The sequence below is a fragment of the Frankia sp. CeRuru1 genome, assembly GCF_977966315.1.
This window is the reverse complement of the sequence record NZ_CDWWEW010000396.1, coordinates 1-4,504: the sequence shown is the minus strand read 5'-3', so window position 1 is coordinate 4,504 and position 4,504 is coordinate 1. Positions and strand designations below refer to the sequence as shown.

6 protein-coding genes are annotated in these 4,504 nt (G+C 68.8%); 3 read left to right on the top strand and 3 right to left on the bottom strand.

From position 1 onward, the window contains the following. Positions 1 to 307 precede the first annotated feature (307 nt). Positions 308 to 610: a hypothetical protein gene (locus AC08OP_RS21195; protein ID WP_476615784.1), complete on the top strand. Its 303-nt coding sequence runs from the start codon at positions 308 to 310 to the stop codon at positions 608 to 610. A gap of 184 nt (positions 611 to 794) precedes the next feature. Continuing rightward, positions 795 to 1,412, top strand: a complete 618-nt coding sequence (locus tag AC08OP_RS21190; RefSeq protein ID WP_476615783.1) for a histidine phosphatase family protein — start codon at positions 795 to 797, stop codon at positions 1,410 to 1,412. A gap of 99 nt (positions 1,413 to 1,511) precedes the next feature. Here the strand turns inward: AC08OP_RS21190 and AC08OP_RS21185 are convergent, their stop codons facing one another. From AC08OP_RS21185 to AC08OP_RS21175, 3 genes are all read right to left on the bottom strand, one after another. Further along, positions 1,512 to 1,991, bottom strand: a complete 480-nt coding sequence (locus AC08OP_RS21185) for a DUF6326 family protein (RefSeq protein WP_112107073.1) — start codon at positions 1,989 to 1,991, stop codon at positions 1,512 to 1,514. 243 nt (positions 1,992 to 2,234) lie between these two features. After that, the gene (locus AC08OP_RS21180) at positions 2,235 to 2,891 is read right to left on the bottom strand and encodes a response regulator (protein WP_071050472.1); all 657 of its coding nucleotides are present in this window, start codon (positions 2,889 to 2,891) and stop codon (positions 2,235 to 2,237) included. After that, positions 2,888 to 4,030 carry a sensor histidine kinase gene (locus AC08OP_RS21175; protein ID WP_476615782.1) on the bottom strand — a complete coding sequence of 381 codons (1,143 nt, stop codon included), beginning with the start codon at positions 4,028 to 4,030 and terminating at the stop codon, positions 2,888 to 2,890. Before AC08OP_RS21175 ends, AC08OP_RS21180 begins: the two co-directional genes overlap by 4 nt. 134 nt (positions 4,031 to 4,164) lie before the next feature. On the opposite strand from AC08OP_RS21175, the gene AC08OP_RS21170 reads away from it, so the two are divergent. Beyond that, positions 4,165 to 4,425 carry an ATP-binding cassette domain-containing protein gene (locus tag AC08OP_RS21170; RefSeq protein ID WP_476615781.1) on the top strand — a complete coding sequence of 87 codons (261 nt, stop codon included), beginning with the start codon at positions 4,165 to 4,167 and terminating at the stop codon, positions 4,423 to 4,425. Positions 4,426 to 4,504: the final 79 nt, after the last annotated feature.

The following is a 4,504-nucleotide window of genomic DNA, read 5'->3' as shown; positions in this document are numbered from 1 at the left end:
TCCGGGAGCTCGCCGGCGTCCAGGACGACGGCGAGCTCCCGGATGTCCCGGAGCAGCGTGGCCACGCTCGCCGGGTCCGCCGCAGGCCAGCTAGATCATCGCCGTTTGCGGCTGGTGACACGTTTCTTACCGGCACCCCGACAAGCGCGGCCGGATCATCGCCAAGGGCGGCGCCATCGAGTGGATCCACTGGCAGTCCGGCGCGGCCCAGCTGCTGCCCCGCCTGATCGCCGGCCGCACCCAGGGCCCGCTGTTCCTCACCGAGCGCCGCGCACCCGAGGGCATCCCGACGATGGACGTCTGCCCGGTGACGGGACGAGCCCGGCTGTCCTACCGGCGAGCTGAGGAGATCTTCGAGGAGAGCACCCGGCTGCTGGCAAACCCCCTCGCCCAGCCCGACCAGCGGAACGACCTGCAGGGCTTCACGCTGCACCGCTGGCGTCACTCAAGCCTCACGCACGACGCGGAGAACGGCACCAGCACACCGATGCTGCTGGCCCGCTCCCGGCACGCCTCCGTCCGCTCACTGGAGCGGTACGCCCGCCCCGGCGTCGACGCCGTCGCCCGGCACGTCGCCGCCCAGGACCCCGCTGCTCGCCGCCGAATCTGACTCACTCGGCCTCTTCGTTGTCCATGGGCTCGGGTCGGCGTCACCAGCCGCCAGTAGCTCTGGGTGATTTCGATGAAACGGCCGCGGTCAGGGTGACCGGCCCCTAACCTGTCGTTCAGGTTGTCCGTGATCGTCTGGTTGGGGTGGGCCGGCGTGCGGCGGGAGTGGTGTCCAGAGCAGCTGCATGATCTCTCTTATGATCGTCCTGCTCTTGGTCCGTCACGCCGCGTCGGTCACTCCGACCCTCGACGGCCCTGACGAGCACCATCGGCCGCTCACCAAAGCAGGCCGCGAGCAGGCGGTCGCCCTCCCGGCGGACCTCGTTGGCTGCGGCGTCTCGCAGGTCGTGTCCAGCCCGTACCTTCGCGCGGTCCAGACCATCGAACCGACCGCCCAGGCCCTGGAACTGCCCGTCTGTCGCCGTGACGATCTTCGCGAGTGGTGGTCAGGTCTGGCCCCGACCTCAGACTGGAGGGCCCACTACGAGCAGAGCTGGACTCAGCCCGATCGCGCTATCGGCGCCGGCGAGACACTCGCTGATCTCAGCCACCGCGCAAGGAACGCGGTCTGTGATCTTGTGGCGTCCGTGTCGCCCACGACGACGATTCTGGCCGCCGCGCACGGCACCTGGATTGCCCGCGCACTCCTCGCCCTGGGTCTTTCCATCGACTGCGCCTTCTGGCTGTCGATGCCCATGCCAGCGATATACCAGCTCGGCTTCGACGGCCCTCACCTGTGCAGCGCCCTGGGCCCGGGCCTCGGGGGCCCCGACCGGGTGCATCCGAACGACCAGTCCCGCTAAGCCGTCCGCCCGCAGCCCGCCAACGGAACTTTTCGTTCCAATGTTCCCCGAGGGCCGTCTCATATAGGAGCCGCCAGAGGACGGGGACCGTTCTTGGGTTCACGCTTGCTGCTGGGCGCGAACGGTTTCACGGTCCGGGCTGGTCGCCGACGGTGCGGTGCGGGGCCAGGTCCAGGCGTACCGCACGATGAGGGCGAGTAGGATCAGTTCCAGTACGATGCCAAGGCCGTAGAAGTACAGCCAGGACTCGCCCACCGCGTTGAATGCCGTGACGGGAACGTAGAGCGAGGCCACGATGAGGTTCGTGATGCGGGTCGCCCGGGCGGGCAGCGTCATCGACAGCACGACCATGAGGATCGGGATGGCCACTAGGGTCAGCGCTGTGGTCGAAAAGGTCTGGGAGAGGTCGAACTCGAAGACCTTGCCGTCGAGGATGTCTTCGATGACGCCGGGCGTGAAGAAGTTGAGAATGTCCACGTAGGCGTACAGGAACATGAAGCTGGTCCACGCCGCGGCGAGCTTGGCTCTCACCGGGATCGGCTGGTCTTCCAGTGTGGTGGTGGGTTGACGCGTTCTCATCATGGGCTCCGTCGTTGGTGAGGATCGGTACGTCCACGATCGCTGAGCCCGGCGGCGGGCACACCGGCCCGGTGGCCGGAGTTCGCCTGGCCGATGAGATGGTCTCTCTCTCGTGCTTTCGGCTGATCCCCGCTGCCGCGCTGTCCCTACACTGGACAGAAGGTGACGAAGGCGCTGCGCTCGTTGTGGGCCTCGGTCGCCCCCGGCCGGGACCAGTCGTCGTGCATGTACGTCAGGTTCGGTTCAGTGCCCCACCCGGCCGGTGTCGTAGGCCCACATCGCGATCTCGACCCTGTTCCGGGCGCCGATCTTGGTCAGCAGGCTCGCGACGTGGGTCTTGGCGGTCGTCAAGCTGATGAACAGCTCGGCGGCGATCTCCGCGTTCGTGCGGCCGACAGCGACCAGTTTCAGCACCTCCTCCTCGCGTTGGGTGAGCGGCTCGATCGGTTGGGTACGGCGTTTCGATGAGGCCCCCGCGGCAAGGGTCGCTAGCAGCCTGCGGGTGATGTTCGGCGCGATCAGGGCATCGCCGACGGCGGCGGCATGGACAGCCTGCACCAGCAACTCTGGCCCGGCATCCTTGAGGAGAAATCCTCGGGCTCCGGCCCGAAGCGCGCCGTGGACGTACTCGTCCAGGTCGAACGTCGTGATCACCACCACCGCGATGGGGTCCGCGACGCCTCGCCCTGCGAGGAGCTCGGTCACCTCGATGCCGTCCAGCCCGGGCATCCGAATGTCGACCAGGCACACGTCGGGGCGGAGCCGATGCGCCAGCTCGACGGCGGCCTTGCCGTCGGCGGCTTGGCCGACGACCTCGATGTCGGGCTGGGCGTCAAGGATCATCGACAGGCCGGTGCGCACCAGATCTTGGTCGTCTGCCACCAGCACGCGCGTCGTCATAGGGGCAACTCCATCGGCAGCTCGGCGTCGACCGCCCACCCGCCCTCGGGCGTCGGCCCAGCGCGTAGCGTGCCGCCGAGCAGCTGCACGCGCTCGGTCATCCCCAGCAGCCCGAAACCGTGGGTCGCTGGCCGCGCCGGGTCGATCTGGCCGTCGTCGGTCACGCGGAGCCGCAGCCTTCCTGCGCCCTCGACGACCCTGATCTCCACACGCGAGGCGTTTCGGGCGTGCCGCAGCGCGTTGGTCAGCGCCTCCTGCGCCATCCGGTACACGGCGGCGTCGACCTGGGGCCGAAGTCCGGCCAGATCACCCGCCAACTCCACGTCGACGACGGGGTCCGGTTCGCGGCGGGCGAGGAACACCAGGTCGGCGACGCCGGGCTGGGGACCGTACGCCGCCGGCGCTCCGTCACGCAGCACCCGGACCATCGCTCGCATCTCCGCCAGCGTCCGCGACGCTTCCCCCTCGATGATCGCAAGCGCCTCGAGCGCCGCTTCAGGTCGCTTCGCGGCCATCGTCATGCCAGCCTGCGCTTGCAGAGTGATCGCCGAGACGTGGTGGGCGACCGAGTCGTGCAGCTCGCGCGCGAGGCCGACGCGCTCCTGGCTGCGGACCTGGTCGAGCGCCCGGCGCCGACTCTCGGCGCGGTAGCGGAACGCCGCTCCGCCCGCCGCCGCCGCCGCCAGGACCGCCAACCCGCCGAAGAACTCGGCTGGCCCGGTGTAGTCGGTCGCAAAGCTGAACACCGCGGCGACCGCAACCACCAGCAGCCCAATCACGATCTGACGCCCTGAGCCCCAGCGGACCAGCGAATAGACGAGCACCAGGATGTAGATCATCGTGTTTAGGCCCACGCCTGGGGTCCCGCCCAGCCAGCTCGCCAGTCCTAACGCCATCCCGGTGCCGAAGCCCACCACGACGCAGGCCAACGGGTGAGTACGCCGCCATAGCAGCACCGGCGCAAGTCCGACCGTCACGATCGTCACGACCGGCCGCCAGGTGACGTCCTCTCGGAGGGTTCCTTCGAGCAACGCCGCCACCATCACCACGCCGACCAGCACCCGGTCGAGCCACACCCGTTCGGGCGTGTCCGCGGCGCGGGGCTCGTCCCAGAGCGAGCGCAGGCCGGTAGTGAACACACACCCAGCCTAGAGACAGCCCAGGCGTCGGAGACCCACCGAAAGAACGAGACGCCGCTCCCCCCCAATGGCAGAGGCGGGTCCGGCCTCGACGACGATGTGCCGGAAGGCCGGTCGCGGCGAGGCTTCCGATCATGATCACTGTTGACCACCTGACCAAGAGCTATCGCGGCGTGACCGCCGTCAACGACGTCTCGTTCACCGCCCGACCGGGCCGCGTGACTGGCTTCCTCGGCCCCAACGGGGCCGGCAAGTCGACAACCATGCGGATCATGGTCGGCCTGAGCCCGGCCACCTCCGGCCACGTGGAGGTCCTCGGCGCCCGGTACGCCGACCTGCCAAACCCGGGCCTCGCCACCTTGGCGAACTCGACCTCGGGCCGTCAAAAATTTTGACAGCAACACCGGTTTTTCGTTCCGTTCCTACCGGGACCCCGGTACCCGGCGGGTCTACGCGTCGACGTTGCGCCCGCTG

Excerpts from the sequence above, each read along its gene's own strand:
- AC08OP_RS21190 (WP_476615783.1), top strand. The coding sequence starts at position 795 with ATGATCTCTCTTATGATCGTCCTGCTCTTGGTCCGTCACGCCGCGTCG.
- AC08OP_RS21185 (WP_112107073.1), bottom strand. The coding sequence starts at position 1,991 with ATGAGAACGCGTCAACCCACCACCACACTGGAAGACCAGCCGATCCCG.
- AC08OP_RS21180 (WP_071050472.1), bottom strand. The coding sequence starts at position 2,891 with ATGACGACGCGCGTGCTGGTGGCAGACGACCAAGATCTGGTGCGCACC.
- AC08OP_RS21170 (WP_476615781.1), top strand. The coding sequence starts at position 4,165 with ATGATCACTGTTGACCACCTGACCAAGAGCTATCGCGGCGTGACCGCC.